Here is a 15,944-nt window from a genome sequence, read left to right as displayed (position 1 = left end):
CGTCCACTATCGGACCTTTCGGTAAAAAAAAACATTAAATACCAATAAAAACAAAAGGATAAAATTTGGCATATCGTTTGCTCTCATTGGTTAACCGATTAAAGCAAGGTAACTGATGATGGACGTAATAAAACAAAAACAAGCGAAGCCGCTACATAAGCTAGGACTTGTAATCGCAATCCCCCTAGTGCTGATATTCGCTTGGCTTAGCCTTAAGCTATTCTCAACATCGGACGAGTTCAAATTACCAAGACAAGCCATCATTGTTGGACAAGTTAAGCAAGGTGATTTAGATGTTAGCGTTGACGGCTATGGTGTGCTTCGCTCTAATAAACAAAAACTGATCACCACCCAAGATCCTGCCACCGTCTATGAAATATTAGTACGCCCCGGTGGTGAAGTTCAGCCTGATACCATCATTTTGAAGATGCAAGACCCTGATCTCTTGCAGCAATTAGAAAGTGCTGAAATGGAGCTAAACCGTCAACAAGCAAACTTTCGCAGACAAAAACTCGCAAACCAGCGAGAGTTATTAATGGAAGTCGCCACCCTTGCCGAACTTACCAGTGAGCATCAATCGCTAGTCATGCGCCGAGAAGCTCAGCAAACCCTCAGAGACCAAGGAGTTGTTCCCGCCATTGATGTAAAAACCGCAGAGCTTGAAGAGCAGCAGCTGTCAGAAAGAGTACAGCTCCAACAACAACGTATAGAGCAGCTAAAGCTATTACATTCGGAAGATTTAACCATCTCGCAAGAACTGATCAACCAAGCTCAGTCTCTTTTCGCCCGGTTAAAAGAAAGAGAAGCGAAACTAACAGTCCGAGCAGGTACAGAAGGCGTGTTGCAACGGCTCGCAGTTGAACTTGGACAAAGTGTTGTGGCCGGCCAAGAACTTGCTCAAGTTGGCAGTACCAACGACCTTCAAGCGCTGGTCAGAGTATCTCAGTCTAAAGCAGAACAAATTCAGGTAGGTCAATTTGCTATGGTCAATACACGCCGCGAACAAGTGCCAGCAAAAGTCACAAGGATCAGCCCGCAAGTACAAGAGGGCACCATTGAAGTTGAGCTCACTTTTGTCAATGGCGTTCCTGATTCTGCGCGTCCAGAACTTAACGTAGATGCGCAAATTAGTACACATCAGCTGAAGAACGCACTGTATGTTGAGCGTCCAAGTAACACTCAATCACACAGCCAGCAAACGCTCTTTGTGTTAGACAATGACATCGCAACCCCTCAGATAGTGTCATTTGGTATTGATGCAGGCAAATTCTTGCAAATTGAAAGCGGTGTCACCCCAAATCAGCAAATTATACTCTCTGATACAAGTACTTATAAAAACGCTAAACAAGTACGGATCATTCAATAATAAATCATCATTAGGATACGATTATGAAAGAAACTATTTTAACCATGTCAGGGATCACCAAAGTTTTTAGTACCGAAGAAATGGAAACTCATGCATTGCGTGGGATTGACTTGGAAATATATAAGGGTGATTTCGTGTCAATTTGTGGCCCTTCTGGATGTGGTAAATCTACCCTGCTGTCAATTCTTGGTCTGTTAGACATGCCAACAGATGGTAGCTATAAAATTGAAAATCTTGAGGTTAGCCAATTAACTTTAGCGGCGGCTGCACATATTCGAAACGAAAAAATTGGCTTTATCTTTCAGTCATTCAACTTAATTGATGAGCTGACAGTCTACGATAATATCGCGCTGCCATTGCGTTATCGTAAAACCCCGATGAGTAATGCCGATATTGATCACGCAGTAATGAGCTGTCTGACAAAAGTAGATATGGCACACCGCGCAAAACATCGCCCAAACCAGCTTTCAGGTGGTCAACAACAAAGGATTGCTATTGCCCGCGCACTCGTCGGCAACCCCGCATTACTGCTTGTTGACGAACCTACAGGTAACCTTGACTCAAAAAATGGTGATGCCGTTATGGACATGTTGAAAACGCTAAACCTAGAAGGGACGACATTATGTATGGTGACGCACGACCCTAGATATGCCGATATGGCGACACGCAAACTACACCTTCTAGATGGCAAAATACTGGCCCCTCAATCACACGCTAACGCCAACGCAGTCGTTGACACGTTTTAGTCCATGATGGAAACGAGGAAAGTAATATGCTTGTCAAAGACATGAGTGCCAGTCTGTACTCTCTGAGTAAAGTAAAGGTATTTACCATCACGATTATCTCTACGCTAGCACTCACACTAGGTACGCTCGTGGCGATGTTTAATTTAAACTTTACTATTCTCTCTGCGTCGTTGCCTTACCCCAATGCTGAGCAGCTTTACGTTTCAAAAGCAGTGCACTATATCAAGGATAGAGTGGAGTTTGATGATTTCACTCCGATACCTATGCTGCTTGAGCTCTATGAAAATGAAAAAACGCCGGAGTCACAAACCGCCCTATTTGGCTATTCCGAAGAGGTGATTAGAAGTAAAGTTGAAACGCCGCAAGTCAATACTACTTACACAACCCCTGAATTTATGCCGATGCTAGGATTTACTTTTCACTTAGGTCGTGGACCGAGCGCAGACGAAGGCCTTCATTCAATGCAGCCAGTCGCGGTATTGTCCTATCAAGCTTGGCAAAAATATTATGGTCAAGCAGCCGATATCGTCGGTCAATCGATTCAAATAGACCAAGTGAACTTTAAAATCATTGGTGTGCTATCAGAGCAAAATCGCGAACCTGAAATGCTTACTCCGGGTCGTCTGACTGACGTATGGTTACCTTGGGATTATTATTCATTCCAACGCCGCGATGCTCAGCACTGGGGGATCACAGGTCCTAATCGACACGTGTTGATTAAAAAAGCGGGGGCGGTAGACATTCCCACTATCAACCACCAGTTATCCACGCATTACAATAGCCGTTTTAAAACCCAAACAGCCAGCTCTTCTTTTTTTGATGATATGACCATTACGTTGGAGCTGTTACCGCTGCGAGAAAAAATCCACGGTGATAGTGCCAGCAAAACTATTTGGCTACTGTTAGGCGCACTTTGCCTGCTACTCATTGCTTGTGCCAACATTGCTAACCTTATTCTAGCCAGAGCGGTAAATCAGCAACGTGATATGGCTATCAAAGCTGCACTTGGCGCTGGACGCGGCCACTTATCTCGGGGCATATTTATCGAGCTCTTAATCCTCACAAGCTGCGCCGCAATACTTTCCTTCGCGGTGAGTGAATTATGCTACTACTTACTTAGGCTGGTGGCTGCAGATAGCCTACCTGGCGTACTCAACCTCAGCACAAATTTCATCACGGTTGCCTTGTGCTTAATTCTTGCCGTGTTATTGGCATCGCTCGGTGCATGGCTTGTGAGCAAACGCATTAACTTTAAGCAACTCAATAGCCAACTTCAAAGCAGCGGAAAAGGCACCGGGATCCAAATCAAAACAGAAACCCGAAAAGCCTTAATTTTTAGCCAACTATTTCTAGCCAGCCTATTATTACTCGCTTGCTCGCAAACTTTTATCAATGCATGGGGATTACTCAACCAATCACCTAATTTCTCAACCTCTGAACGCTATGAGGTTGAACTCAACCAACTTGTAGAGCAACGTCCAGCCCGTGAACAAAGAGATGCATTTTATGCCGAGCGCAGACAACAATTACTAGATGTTACCGCTGCGCTCAAACAAAACCCACAATTCAAAGCGGTCAGCTTAACTACTGGCACACCGATTGAATTTGGACTCAGTACCTTTCTTGCAACTGATTCAGGATTCCAGACGCAGTATTCAGTGTCTGGTAACATCGTTGATGAATCTTACCTGCCACTGATGGAGATTAGTCTGCTACAAGGCCGCAATTTCACCACTGAAGAAGTGAATAGCCAATCAGCTGTGCTTATTGTTAATCAAGCCTTTGCAGAACAACTTGCGCCACAAGGAGACGCTATAGGTAAACGCTTTTATTGGCTCAATGGCCGTCGTCATGTTCAGTATGAAATCATAGGTATTAGTGAAAATTTAGCCATTCCAGATAAGCCTGATACCGCTCGCATGTGGGCTGTGGACAGACTGTCAGCCTATACACCAGCGTTTATTATTCAAACGCACACAGGGCAGCAGATACTTCCCCAATCCATAAACCAGACCATGGCGCAAATATCTAAACGCTGGCGCGTTGCTGAAATTCAACCTTTGTCTCAACAGCTATCTAACTCGCTCGCAATTCACCAAGTTGCAGGTTGGGCTGCGCTATCTCTGGCAACCATCACCTTACTTATCGCACTAATTGGCATATATGGCGTACTCAATTACGGTGTTTCTATGCGTCGCTATGAACTCGGAGTGCGTATGGCAATTGGTGCGTCGCCAAAAAGTATTGTACTTGGATTACTAGGAGAAAATACTAAAGTTATCTTTACGGCTCTTGGATGTGCGACATTTGCAACCGTTGCAGCGATGGCATGGCTGGCAAACTCGGAGGTCATGTTTAGTGTCTCCCTGCTTGGATTCGTATTACCACTGTCGCTTATCATCGGAATTACCGCTGCAACAACTGTATTAGCCGCCAGCGGGGTTATTACTAAGCCCGCGTTATACTCGCTGAGAAGTAACTAGGGCCTGTTTACCTTTCAATTTTGTTTTTGCAGCAGTTTGATTGGTATTTGTACAAGGCAGAGCCTGCGTAGCATAGTTATTCTATGTGAGTCAGGCGATAACACAGTAGAAATGCTAATCAAGCGCTGCCCTTTGGGTTCACCTGAGTGCGCTTTGTTCATTGTTGCTCAACTTTTGCCTAGATTACTAGGCGGCAAGTCGAGCGTCGCGACCAAAACACACTCAGGAGAACAAAAATCAAACAGCAAAGATCAACAGGCCCTAGCCTGAGCTTCGATAAAGTCAACTCCCTGAAGGCATGGCGTCTCCCTCAAGGCGCCTTGCTTTTTTATTAAAACACGACCCCTGATCCCAGCTATCGCATTAAATTAATTTTTGCTTTGTTGCACTTCATAATCTATACCAATACTCCAAACACTTACTCGAAGATAAAGTGACTATCACAGGGAATCGCTTGCACCAACATTGCGCACCATAATGAAACATTTACGCACCAAGTTAGTGCAACAAGCTAATCCCTAAATTTCCCAAAAGTTAAAAATCAATACTTATCAAAAACTTAAAAACATGGCACAGATCAAGCTTATCTGTGTGCAATTGCAGTACATTGCAGCAAAAAATAACCCAACGAGTCGGAGGACACATGTCACAATCGGTTTTAGATTTTATTAAAGAGCACGACGTAAAATTTGTTGATTTACGTTTCACAGATACAAAAGGTAAAGAACAACACGTATCGATCCCACATCATCAAGCCGATGAAGACTTCTTTGAAGACGGCAAAATGTTTGATGGCTCATCTATCGCTGGTTGGAAAGGCATCAACGAATCTGACATGGTACTTATGCCTGATGCAGAAAGTGCAAAGCTAGACCCATTCGCAGAAGAAACAACGCTTATCGTTCGTTGTGACGTGGTTGAACCAAACACACACCAAGGTTACGAGCGTGACCCACGTTCAGTAGCTAAACGCGCTGAAGAGTTCATGCGTTCAACAGGTATTGCAGACACCGTATTATTTGGTCCAGAGCCAGAGTTCTTCTTGTTTGACGATGTTAAATTTAAAACTGACATGTCTGGCTCTATGTACAAAATCGATGCTGAAGAAGCAGCTTGGAACTCAGACAAGCACTACGAAGGCGGCAACACAGGTCACCGCCCTGGCGTAAAAGGTGGTTACTTCCCAGTAGCACCGGTAGACTCGTCTAATGATTGGCGTGCAGCTACTTGTTTAGTACTTGAAGAAATGGGCCACGTTGTTGAAGCGCACCACCACGAAGTAGCAACTGCTGGTCAAAATGAGATTGCGACTCGCTTTAATACGATGGTGACTAAAGCAGACGAAATCCAAGAGATGAAGTACGTTATCCACAACATGGCTCACCTATACGGTAAGACAGCAACCTTTATGCCTAAGCCAATCGTTGGTGATAATGGTTCAGGCATGCACTGCCACCAATCACTTGCTAAAGACGGCAAGAACATCTTCGCAGGCGACAAGTACGGCGGTCCTGAGCTTCGATAAAGTCAACTCCCTGAAGGCATGGCGTCTCCCTCAAGGCGCCTTGCTTTTTTATTAAAACACGACCCCTGATCCCAGCTATCGCATTAAATTAATTTTTGCTTTGTTGCACTTCATAATCTATACCAATACTCCAAACACTTACTCGAAGATAAAGTGACTATCACAGGGAATCGCTTGCACCAACATTGCGCACCATAATGAAACATTTACGCACCAAGTTAGTGCAACAAGCTAATCCCTAAATTTCCCAAAAGTTAAAAATCAATACTTATCAAAAACTTAAAAACATGGCACAGATCAAGCTTATCTGTGTGCAATTGCAGTACATTGCAGCAAAAAATAACCCAACGAGTCGGAGGACACATGTCACAATCGGTTTTAGATTTTATTAAAGAGCACGACGTAAAATTTGTTGATTTACGTTTCACAGATACAAAAGGTAAAGAACAACACGTATCGATCCCACATCATCAAGCCGATGAAGACTTCTTTGAAGACGGCAAAATGTTTGATGGCTCATCTATCGCTGGTTGGAAAGGCATCAACGAATCTGACATGGTACTTATGCCTGATGCAGAAAGTGCAAAGCTAGACCCATTCGCAGAAGAAACAACGCTTATCGTTCGTTGTGACGTGGTTGAACCAAACACACACCAAGGTTACGAGCGTGACCCACGTTCAGTAGCTAAACGCGCTGAAGAGTTCATGCGTTCAACAGGTATTGCAGACACCGTATTATTTGGTCCAGAGCCAGAGTTCTTCTTGTTTGACGATGTTAAATTTAAAACTGACATGTCTGGCTCTATGTACAAAATCGATGCTGAAGAAGCAGCTTGGAACTCAGACAAGCACTACGAAGGCGGCAACACAGGTCACCGCCCTGGCGTAAAAGGTGGTTACTTCCCAGTAGCACCGGTAGACTCGTCTAATGATTGGCGTGCAGCTACTTGTTTAGTACTTGAAGAAATGGGCCACGTTGTTGAAGCGCACCACCACGAAGTAGCAACTGCTGGTCAAAATGAGATTGCGACTCGCTTTAATACGATGGTGACTAAAGCAGACGAAATCCAAGAGATGAAGTACGTTATCCACAACATGGCTCACCTATACGGTAAGACAGCAACCTTTATGCCTAAGCCAATCGTTGGTGATAATGGTTCAGGCATGCACTGCCACCAATCACTTGCTAAAGACGGCAAGAACATCTTCGCAGGCGACAAGTACGGCGGTCTATCTGAAGAAGCGCTTTACTACATTGGTGGTATCATTAAGCATGCTAAAGCAATCAATGCATTCACTAACCCAGCAACAAACTCTTACAAGCGTCTAGTACCAGGGTTTGAAGCGCCAGTTATGCTTGCATACTCAGCACGTAACCGCTCAGCATCAATCCGTATCCCTGTGATCCCATCAGAGAAAGGCCGTCGTATCGAAGTACGCTTCCCAGATCCTGCGGCTAACCCATACCTAGCTTTCGCAGCCCAGCTGATGGCTGGTCTTGACGGTATCCGCAACAAGATCCACCCTGGTGATGCAATGGATAAAGATTTATACGACCTACCAGCGGAAGAAGCAGCAGAAATCCCAACTGTTGCAGCATCACTTGATGAAGCGCTTGCTTCTCTAGATGCTGACCGTGAGTTCTTAACTCAAGGTGGCGTATTCACTGACGACCTAATCGATGCATATATCACACTTAAGTCGAAAGAAGTTGAAAAATTAAACATGACAACTCACCCAGTTGAGTTCGAAATGTACTACAGCGTTTAATCGCTAACCGACTACTACGCTCAATACTGCCGTATTGAGCTTGTAGAGCCAAAACTCATTATGCGTTTCTGGCACTCTTAATCATATGTGTTCTCAAGCCCGTTGTTACGGGCTTTTTTGATGCAATTCAAAGCTTAAAGAAAGTCGCCTTTATGTTGTCATTATGGGAATTATTCATTTGCAACTCGCAATTCCAACTGCGCTATACTACAGTATGAACAGTAGTTTGCTCTGGAGATTTGTGGTGCGTCAGTGGTTTCTTATAATGTCGGTTAGCATGACGCTAGCCCTAACAAGCATTGATGCTGCAGCAGAGTCCAATCCAAAAATCTATCGCTGGAAAGACAAAAACGGCCATTGGGTCTATTCGGATGTACCGCAACCTGGCTCGAAAGAAGTCAAACTCAATGCCAGCGCCTTAACCATGCCAAGTGTTGATACTAAAATTCTCGAGCAAACGGATACAACACCAACGATTCAATATACAGCTAAAATCACTTCCCCAGCGCATGAGCAAACAATCCGTGATAATAGTGGCAGCGTATATGTGACGGGCACCATTGAGCCTAGATTTACCCAAGGTTTAAGCGTGCAACTCTTTCTCAATGGAACAGCCACAGGGCCAAAGCAAACGAATACTCAGTTTGCTTTGCGTGGCATTGATCGCGGCGAACATTCTGTGGTTATGAAAGTGTTTAATCAAAAAGGTATGTTAGTCGCCCAAAGCGATGCTCATAAGTTCTTTTTGCACCGCAATACCGTGAATAATTAAAGCAATATTGCTTACCTACACTGACTTTCAACCAGTAGTTGCAAACATACTGTGCTCATTTCCTCTGGTATTGAGGAAGCCAAATTCGACATGTCATTGTGTTCAATCCACAACCTTTGCTCACCAACCTGAACTTGATAGTAGACCTCGGCCTTTGTTCGCAATAAATATTTATCTCGCCAGTTAGGTTGGACGACCCGCATCACACCTGTAAGGGTGGCTTTCTCGCCATTCGTAGCTCGATGTACACTCGCAGCTTGAGGAGGAAAGCAGTCACCCTGTTCGGTAACATACTTAGCGCTTTGAAAGTCACACCCGCTCATGCAGAACGTGACAAAAAGGCTCCCCCCACAGACACGAGCTAGATGTATTTTTTGACACAAAGCACTAAGACCTTAAAGTTGGCATGCTTTATTAATAACAAGTTTAGGATACGAGTTCGAAAACCCCTAGTTTCTGAGCTTAGGTAATAATTTACTTCAATGGATGCAAAGCTATGCTATTCTCATTGCACCACATTGGTGCACGGTGAACATATATGGATCAACATAACTCGATTGACTTGGATAAAGTTTGGCAATCTCTCTCAACCGCGATTTTAGTGCTCGATCAAAATTTAATGATCCACTATGCCAATTACAGCAGTAGTGAACTACTGGGACTCAGCACTAAACGGCTTGTTGGACTGGCAATTGATAGTGTGTTTAATCATCATCATATAGACCTGCCACGGCTCTCTAAATACGTGCTACAAGATGGCGTAGACTGCCAGCAACACAGGGTAGACGTGGTATTCGTAGATAATCGTGTTGCGACACTAAGTCTGCATGCCAGACGAGTTTACCTTGCAGAAAAGGCGTATATTTTAGTGGAATGTCGCCGTGTTGATGATGCCCTGCGTTATGACCAAGCATCCAATCAAATGCACCAATTTCAGGCAGCTCGAAACCTCATTCGCGGTCTTGCCCATGAAATAAAAAATCCACTTGGTGGGATCCGCGGTGCGGCGCAATTATTGCAGTACGAAACTGATCAACAAGAACGGGAAGAATGTGCCACGCTCATTATTGAGCAAGCAGATAGATTGCGCGAGTTGGTAGATAGATTACTTGGACCCAATCAGTTACCACAAAAAGAGCCGTGTAATATCCATCAGGCGTTAGAGTCGGTGATAAAGTTAACCACCTTGGAGCGCGATGCCGATATCACCTTGGTAAAAGATTATGATCCCAGTATTCCGGCCATTGTGATAGATCAAGCCAAAATTCAGCAAGTTCTGCTGAATATGCTACGCAATGCTCAACAAGCGCTACAGCATGACGGTACGATCACCATAACAACGCGCATTAAACACCGTCTTCATCATGGTGAGCGACTATTGAAAAAAGCATTACTCATCCGTATCAGCGACAACGGTCCAGGGATCGCCGATGAGGTAAAAGAGACATTGTTCTTTCCGATGATCACGAATAAAGAAGGAGGCTCTGGACTTGGGCTCTCTATCGCGCAAACTTTGGTAGAGCAACACCAAGGATTTATCGAATGCGATAGTTGGCCAGGACACACTGAGTTCAGTATCTACCTTCCCTTTGACAACACCGAAACAGGAAACGTGCAATGAAATCAGTTTGGTTAGTCGATGATGACGCTTCAATCCGATTTGTTTTAGAAAAGGCATTAAAGCGAGCTGAGTTTGAAACCGAGAGCTTCGCCAGTGGTCAAGATGTATTGACCGCGCTTGAATATGAGCAACCCGCGGTGCTGATCTCAGATGTACGTATGCCAGGTATCGATGGCATGGCCTTGTTAGATAAAATTGCAGGGCTCTACCCAAACTTGCCGGTGATCATTATGACCGCGCACTCGGACTTGGACTCTGCGGTCAACGCATTTAAAAAAGGGGCGTTTGAATATCTCGCCAAACCTTTCGACTTAAACGAGGCCGTTTCCCTTGTGCAACGTGCATTTCGTGCAGGCCAGCAAACTAAAAAGCAAAAGCGCCAAAGTGAAAAAGCCAATAGCCCCGACATTATTGGTGAAGCCCCAGCGATGCAGGAAGTGTTCCGCGCCATCGGTAAACTTTCCGCTTCAAGCATGAGTGTATTGATTAACGGCGAATCTGGTACGGGTAAAGAGCTTGTAGCAGGCGCACTGCACAATCACAGCCCGCGCAAAGAGGCTTCTTTTATCGCGCTCAATATGGCCGCCATCCCCAAAGATCTCGTCGAGTCTGAGTTGTTCGGCCATGAAAAAGGCGCTTTTACTGGCGCTGACAGCATGCGCCGTGGCCGCTTTGAGCAAGCCGACGGTGGCACCTTATTTTTAGATGAAATCGGTGATATGCCACTGGACGTACAAACTCGGCTATTGCGCGTACTCGCCGATGGTGAGTTTTATCGGGTTGGTGGACACAACAGCGTGAAGGTCGATGTCCGTATCGTCGCGGCTACCCATCAAGACTTAGAGACACTGGTCAAGCAAGGTAAATTCCGTGAAGACTTATTTCACCGCCTCAATGTCGTCAGGTTAAAACTACCAGCCTTACGTGAACGCCCTGAAGATATCGCCGCCCTGTGCGATCACTTTCTTGCAAAAAGCGCCAAAGAGCTAAAAGCCGAGCCAAAAATCATCTCCAAACATGCTCTGCAAAAAATGCAGGCGTATCATTGGCCTGGCAACGTTAGGCAATTGGAAAACACCTGCCGTTGGTTAACGGTAATGGCCCCGGGTGAACTTGTCACCCCTGCGGATCTGCCCGAAGAGCTAGAAAAGCCACAACAGATTGACGCCTTAGAGCATGGCAATTGGCTGGACGCATTCCAAACTTGGTTAGACTCAGAGTTACGTAAAGGAAAAGACCATATTTGGCCCGATGTACAGGCACAATTAGAAACACGGCTGATCAAATCCGCACTCAACGCCTGCCATGGCCATAAACAAGATGCGGCGTTAAAGATAGGTTGGGGACGCAATACGTTGACCAGAAAGCTAAAAGAGAGAAATATTCAAGATTAGACGACAAGCTGAGTATTATGACTCAGCTTTTCCCCCACTACTCCAGTTCCCAAAATGAATAATATCTGATTGAAAATCACACAAATAACCAGTAGCTTGGACTATGCCGTATCTTGTTACTCGGCATAATACCAATTGAATTAATTCTCTAATCAATTTGAAGGGTGAAATAGCATATTAGCTTCGTTAAAAATTTCTCATTTAGAACAACTAAATAGCAAAATTTTTGCCTTGCTACTAAAGCTATTTTCCCGCTTCAAGATAGATCATTTACTTAATACAACTGGTATAACTTACATTTTGTAAAGGAATCGCTATGAAAATTACATTGAATAAAAAACCACTAAAACACCTATCTAACAGCAAGAAGCTAGCAAATGAGCTTACACCGCAAGCAGCTGGTGGTTATGATGTTACCTCACCACACAATAAAGGCTGTATCAGCTATCAGGGGATGACATGCCCTACTTCGCCGTACGATCCCACTTGCTAGAATGATTTAACTCATGTCGCTTATCGTTATATACCAATCCACATAAATAGTTGGCGACATAATCGAGTAGATTGGTGTAAGCGACAATAAAAAATCATTGCTCTAATCAAAAAAAGTCGCCACTATTTAATAAAGACAATGTACTAACTTATGTAAGCCTGTGAAACTGCTTGAAAATGTCCCACTGTTTAAACAACTAGAGATCATCAATCGCTTAGCGTTTTTTAAAGAGTTTACGCTTGCCGAGCGCCAGGTGTTGCTTGAGTCTTTTGGTCACTTATATCTGGTGCAACAAGAGCGTCATGCTTTCAAACGCTTTGAAAAAGACAATCGCCTGTATATTGTATTAAGCGGTGAGTTTTTGATTTTTAAACAAGATGCGGCCCATGATTTAGGTAAAGTTGGTCCTGGAGAGTTTTTAGGTGAAGGTGCATTTATCACTAACCGAGAACGCAGCACTAGCGCACAAGCGTTAAAAGACAGCATCATATTGGCGATAACCCCAGATGCATTAACACGCTTGCCCAATGTGATCCGGGAAAAAATCAAAGATAAGCTCATTGAAGGTATGAGCCATCGCATTGCTAAGCTCAATGCATTTATTGAAGGGCAAGAAACCTAAATGAGCAGTGGGAGCCGTAGCTCCCACTTTGTATTATGCTAACAACTCACTAAATGCATCAAACAAGCTATCTAGTTCTTCTATGGTGTTGTAATGCATACAACCGATGCGAACAACCCCACCTTTATCCATGACCCCTAGCTGCTCGCAAAGCCCTTGGGCGTAGAAATTACCATCCCATACGCACATGTGCTTCTTACCTAAGAATTCCGACACGGTACGTGGCTCGATGCCATCAAATGTCAAAGCAAACGTTGGTGTACGCTCAGCGAGTCGCTCACGTGACTCGATACCAAAAAGTTTAATCTTTTTAAATTCGGCTAAACGCGTTAAAAAGTGTTGGCTAACTTACATTTTGTAAAGGAATCGCTATGAAAATTACATTGAATAAAAAACCACTAAAACACCTATCTAACAGCAAGAAGCTAGCAAATGAGCTTACACCGCAAGCAGCTGGTGGTTATGATGTTACCTCACCACACAATAAAGGCTGTATCAGCTATCAGGGGATGACATGCCCTACTTCGCCGTACGATCCCACTTGCTAGAATGATTTAACTCATGTCGCTTATCGTTATATACCAATCCACATAAATAGTTGGCGACATAATCGAGTAGATTGGTGTAAGCGACAATAAAAAATCATTGCTCTAATCAAAAAAAGTCGCCACTATTTAATAAAGACAATGTACTAACTTATGTAAGCCTGTGAAACTGCTTGAAAATGTCCCACTGTTTAAACAACTAGAGATCATCAATCGCTTAGCGTTTTTTAAAGAGTTTACGCTTGCCGAGCGCCAGGTGTTGCTTGAGTCTTTTGGTCACTTATATCTGGTGCAACAAGAGCGTCATGCTTTCAAACGCTTTGAAAAAGACAATCGCCTGTATATTGTATTAAGCGGTGAGTTTTTGATTTTTAAACAAGATGCGGCCCATGATTTAGGTAAAGTTGGTCCTGGAGAGTTTTTAGGTGAAGGTGCATTTATCACTAACCGAGAACGCAGCACTAGCGCACAAGCGTTAAAAGACAGCATCATATTGGCGATAACCCCAGATGCATTAACACGCTTGCCCAATGTGATCCGGGAAAAAATCAAAGATAAGCTCATTGAAGGTATGAGCCATCGCATTGCTAAGCTCAATGCATTTATTGAAGGGCAAGAAACCTAAATGAGCAGTGGGAGCCGTAGCTCCCACTTTGTATTATGCTAACAACTCACTAAATGCATCAAACAAGCTATCTAGTTCTTCTATGGTGTTGTAATGCATACAACCGATGCGAACAACCCCACCTTTATCCATGACCCCTAGCTGCTCGCAAAGCCCTTGGGCGTAGAAATTACCATCCCATACGCACATGTGCTTCTTACCTAAGAATTCCGACACGGTACGTGGCTCGATGCCATCAAATGTCAAAGCAAACGTTGGTGTACGCTCAGCGAGTCGCTCACGTGACTCGATACCAAAAAGTTTAATCTTTTTAAATTCGGCTAAACGCGTTAAAAAGTGTTGGCTAAGCTGCATCTCATGCGCTTTTGTGCGTGCAAACGCCTCAACCAGTTTCTCACGGCGTGGTGCATCTACACTCATCTCGCTAAGTGAAGCAATGTAGTCAATCGCCGCAACAACACCCGCTAGTCCTTCGAAACTCTGCGTACCAGTTTCCCAGCGGCCTGGGATAATGTCTTTTGCCGGCTCCACCTTATACGGAGTAAAACCTTCTAAATGCTCACGCTTACCATAAACAATGCCCACATGCGGACCAAAGAACTTATAAGCAGAGCACGCAAGGAAGTCGCAATCCAAACCTTGTACATCGATTAGCTCATGAGGTGCATAATGCACAGCATCAACATATACCAATGCACCAACTTGGTGCGCAAGCTCCACAATGCGTTTGATATCGTTGATTGAGCCCGTTGTATTCGATGCATACGTCACCGCAACTAACTTAGTCTTGGCATTTAGTAGTGATTCAAAATGCGCAAGATCAAGCGTGCAATCGGTTTCATTAATACGCACCGCATGTACCGTCGCACCTTTATCTTCGGCAGCTTGACGCCATGAAGAAACGTTTGAATAGTGATCGGCATTGGTCACAATAACTTCATCACCTGCTTGCCATTCGCGAGATAGCGCACGGCTAAAGCTAAAGGTTAAGCTAGTCATGTTGGCACCAAATACAATTTGATCTGCACTTGGCGCATTGAGTAAGTCCGCAACCGCTTGGCGCGCTTCACTCATCAAACTGACGGTCTTATCGCTCGAGAAAAATGCACCACCTAAGTTAGAGTTAAAATAACCAAGGTAAGCAGACATCGCGCTCAATACGGATTGCGGTACTTGAGAGCCACCCGGACCATCAAGGAAAATTGGCGCGGCTCCACCAATACTTTGCATAAGCGCAGGGAACTGACGACGCACTTGATTTAAATCCATACTACCCTCTTAGGCTGTAAATACGAAGCAGTCTAGGTAACCGACTTGCTCGGCATCTAGCTTGTTCATCGGTGTTGCGTTATGCCACACTTCACGGTCATTCACCAATGCAAATAAACCATCTTTGATTTCCATTTTGAAGCAAGGTTCGGCTTCTTTGTGCTCATATACCAATAGCTCACCACCGGCGATATTTTCGTGAGAAACACCGCAAACACACACATGGTCAAAACCATCTTGGTGCACACCTTCTGGCGCTGGAGGGGTATCGCTTTCAATCGCTAACATGCGAAACTGATGCACTTCTATGCTGGTATCGTCTGCAATTCCTGTCATGGCTTTAAATTCAGCAAGCATATGCTTAAAGCCATCAGTGTTTAACATGTCCAGCTCAAGGTTTTCGTAAACACGCTCAATATTACCTTGGAAAGTATTAATTGAATCGTCTTGAACGAAAGCCTTAGTCGGCTGCAATGTCACTTCACCGCCAGTGAATTTAACCACAGAATAGCGGCGCTTTCTGAATGCACCATCGGCATAAGGGTTATCTGGAAGTTGATTGAAAAAAGGCTTAACTGCGTCGATATGTGACTGCGGTAAAAAGCGTAGTTGTAATAAATTCTGGTTGTTTACTGTTGTCATGATCCTCTCGCCCATTGATGAGAATTTGCCGACAATTCTAATAAAACCAGAGAAAATTACTGTTTAAAAAA

13 protein-coding genes and 2 pseudogenes are annotated in these 15,944 nt (G+C 44.2%); 12 read left to right on the top strand and 3 right to left on the bottom strand.

Translation table 11 applies throughout. The features are described 5' to 3' along the window. Nucleotides 1-115 precede the first annotated feature (115 nt). The 10 genes and pseudogenes from PPIS_RS15915 (at nt 116) to PPIS_RS15870 (ending at nt 12,792) form a co-directional block, all read left to right on the top strand. Entirely contained in the window at nt 116-1,366 is a 1,251-nt protein-coding gene (locus PPIS_RS15915; protein WP_248694169.1) for an efflux RND transporter periplasmic adaptor subunit, read from the top strand. A gap of 23 nt (nt 1,367-1,389) precedes the next feature. Further along, on the top strand, nt 1,390-2,112 hold the full coding sequence (locus PPIS_RS15910; RefSeq protein WP_010374457.1) for an ABC transporter ATP-binding protein: 723 nt from the start codon (nt 1,390-1,392) through the stop codon (nt 2,110-2,112). A 26-nt stretch (nt 2,113-2,138) separates the two neighbouring features. Continuing rightward, a complete protein-coding gene (locus PPIS_RS15905; protein WP_010374455.1) occupies nt 2,139-4,595 on the top strand; it encodes an ABC transporter permease in 2,457 nt (818 codons plus the stop codon). Between the two features lie 643 nt (nt 4,596-5,238). After that, nucleotides 5,239-6,105 (top strand): annotated as a pseudogene (locus PPIS_RS15900) (glutamine synthetase beta-grasp domain-containing protein); the annotation flags it as partial. 378 nt (nt 6,106-6,483) lie between these two features. Then, nucleotides 6,484-7,890: a glutamate--ammonia ligase gene (gene glnA, locus PPIS_RS15895; RefSeq protein WP_010374454.1), complete on the top strand. Its 1,407-nt coding sequence runs from the start codon at nt 6,484-6,486 to the stop codon at nt 7,888-7,890. Nucleotides 7,891-8,155: 265 nt separating this feature from the next. After that, a complete protein-coding gene (locus tag PPIS_RS15890; protein WP_026345584.1) occupies nt 8,156-8,662 on the top strand; it encodes a DUF4124 domain-containing protein in 507 nt (168 codons plus the stop codon). 538 nt (nt 8,663-9,200) lie between these two features. Continuing rightward, a complete protein-coding gene (glnL, locus tag PPIS_RS15880; RefSeq protein ID WP_010374448.1) occupies nt 9,201-10,283 on the top strand; it encodes a nitrogen regulation protein NR(II) in 1,083 nt (360 codons plus the stop codon). After that, nucleotides 10,280-11,677, top strand: a complete 1,398-nt coding sequence (gene ntrC / locus PPIS_RS15875) for a nitrogen regulation protein NR(I) (protein ID WP_010374447.1) — start codon at nt 10,280-10,282, stop codon at nt 11,675-11,677. Before glnL ends, ntrC begins: the two co-directional genes overlap by 4 nt. A 316-nt stretch (nt 11,678-11,993) precedes the next feature. After that, complete coding sequence (locus PPIS_RS25165; protein WP_019647418.1) at nt 11,994-12,170, top strand: hypothetical protein; 177 nt, start codon at nt 11,994-11,996, stop codon at nt 12,168-12,170. A gap of 160 nt (nt 12,171-12,330) precedes the next feature. Further along, nucleotides 12,331-12,792: a cyclic nucleotide-binding domain-containing protein gene (locus PPIS_RS15870; protein ID WP_010374445.1), complete on the top strand. Its 462-nt coding sequence runs from the start codon at nt 12,331-12,333 to the stop codon at nt 12,790-12,792. A 33-nt stretch (nt 12,793-12,825) separates the two neighbouring features. Here the strand turns inward: PPIS_RS15870 and PPIS_RS15865 are convergent. After that, nucleotides 12,826-13,140: pseudogene (locus tag PPIS_RS15865) on the bottom strand (aminotransferase class V-fold PLP-dependent enzyme); the annotation flags it as partial. A 23-nt stretch (nt 13,141-13,163) separates the two neighbouring features. Between PPIS_RS15865 and PPIS_RS25160 the strand changes: the two are divergent. Together PPIS_RS25160 and PPIS_RS15860 are read left to right on the top strand one after the other, a co-directional pair. Then, the gene (locus PPIS_RS25160) at nt 13,164-13,340 is read left to right on the top strand and encodes a hypothetical protein (RefSeq protein WP_019647418.1); all 177 of its coding nucleotides are present in this window, start codon (nt 13,164-13,166) and stop codon (nt 13,338-13,340) included. 160 nt (nt 13,341-13,500) lie between these two features. Then, nucleotides 13,501-13,962 (top strand): cyclic nucleotide-binding domain-containing protein, encoded by a 462-nt coding sequence (locus tag PPIS_RS15860; protein WP_010374445.1) that lies wholly within the window; start codon nt 13,501-13,503, stop codon nt 13,960-13,962. Nucleotides 13,963-13,995: 33 nt separating this feature from the next. Here the strand turns inward: PPIS_RS15860 and PPIS_RS15855 are convergent, their stop codons facing one another. After that, the gene (locus PPIS_RS15855; protein WP_010374444.1) at nt 13,996-15,231 is read right to left on the bottom strand and encodes a cysteine desulfurase-like protein; all 1,236 of its coding nucleotides are present in this window, start codon (nt 15,229-15,231) and stop codon (nt 13,996-13,998) included. 9 nt (nt 15,232-15,240) lie between these two features. Next, nucleotides 15,241-15,873 carry a 2OG-Fe dioxygenase family protein gene (locus PPIS_RS15850; protein ID WP_010374441.1) on the bottom strand — a complete coding sequence of 211 codons (633 nt, stop codon included), beginning with the start codon at nt 15,871-15,873 and terminating at the stop codon, nt 15,241-15,243. Between the last annotated feature and the right edge of the window lie 71 nt (nt 15,874-15,944).

It is taken from the genome of Pseudoalteromonas piscicida (assembly GCF_000238315.3).
Classification (GTDB): domain Bacteria; phylum Pseudomonadota; class Gammaproteobacteria; order Enterobacterales; family Alteromonadaceae; genus Pseudoalteromonas; species Pseudoalteromonas piscicida.
Note: the sequence above shows the minus strand (reverse complement) of the source record. Positions and strands in the feature narration are given on the sequence as shown.

Excerpts from the sequence above, each read along its gene's own strand:
- glnL (WP_010374448.1), top strand. The coding sequence starts at position 9,201 with ATGGATCAACATAACTCGATTGACTTGGATAAAGTTTGGCAATCTCTC.
- PPIS_RS15915 (WP_248694169.1), top strand. The coding sequence starts at position 116 with ATGATGGACGTAATAAAACAAAAACAAGCGAAGCCGCTACATAAGCTA.
- PPIS_RS15890 (WP_026345584.1), top strand. The coding sequence starts at position 8,156 with ATGTCGGTTAGCATGACGCTAGCCCTAACAAGCATTGATGCTGCAGCA.
- glnA (WP_010374454.1), top strand. The coding sequence starts at position 6,484 with ATGTCACAATCGGTTTTAGATTTTATTAAAGAGCACGACGTAAAATTT.
- ntrC (WP_010374447.1), top strand. The coding sequence starts at position 10,280 with ATGAAATCAGTTTGGTTAGTCGATGATGACGCTTCAATCCGATTTGTT.
- PPIS_RS15850 (WP_010374441.1), bottom strand. The coding sequence starts at position 15,873 with ATGACAACAGTAAACAACCAGAATTTATTACAACTACGCTTTTTACCG.
- PPIS_RS15910 (WP_010374457.1), top strand. The coding sequence starts at position 1,390 with ATGAAAGAAACTATTTTAACCATGTCAGGGATCACCAAAGTTTTTAGT.
- PPIS_RS25160 (WP_019647418.1), top strand. The coding sequence starts at position 13,164 with ATGAAAATTACATTGAATAAAAAACCACTAAAACACCTATCTAACAGC.
- PPIS_RS15905 (WP_010374455.1), top strand. The coding sequence starts at position 2,139 with ATGCTTGTCAAAGACATGAGTGCCAGTCTGTACTCTCTGAGTAAAGTA.
- PPIS_RS15855 (WP_010374444.1), bottom strand. The coding sequence starts at position 15,231 with ATGGATTTAAATCAAGTGCGTCGTCAGTTCCCTGCGCTTATGCAAAGT.
- PPIS_RS25165 (WP_019647418.1), top strand. The coding sequence starts at position 11,994 with ATGAAAATTACATTGAATAAAAAACCACTAAAACACCTATCTAACAGC.